This is a genomic window from Salegentibacter tibetensis (assembly GCF_020164485.1).
Lineage (GTDB): Bacteria > Bacteroidota > Bacteroidia > Flavobacteriales > Flavobacteriaceae > Salegentibacter > Salegentibacter tibetensis.
This window is the reverse complement of record NZ_JAIQZA010000162.1, coordinates 1-255: the sequence shown is the minus strand read 5'-3', so window position 1 is coordinate 255 and position 255 is coordinate 1. Positions and strand designations below refer to the sequence as shown.

1 protein-coding gene is annotated in these 255 nt (G+C 41.6%); it reads left to right on the top strand.

The window, feature by feature from the left end; genetic code table 11:
• Positions 1-255: DUF84 family protein (locus LB467_RS18930; RefSeq protein ID WP_224475693.1), on the top strand; the 255-nt coding region annotated here is incomplete at both ends.

Here is a 255-nt window from a genome sequence, read left to right as displayed (position 1 = left end):
AGGTTCAAAATGCAGACTATTGGGTGGGAATCGAAGGCGGGATTGAAAAAACAGGTGAAAAAGAAATGCAGGCCTTCGCATGGATAGTGGTTAAATCGAGACAGTACATCGGGAAAGGAAAAACAGGAACTTTTTTTCTTCCCGATGAAATAATCAGCCTCATCAATGAAGGAAAAGAATTGGGTGAGGCAGATGACATCGTGTTTGGCCAAAATAATTCTAAACAGAAGAACGGTGCCGTAGGAATTCTTACAG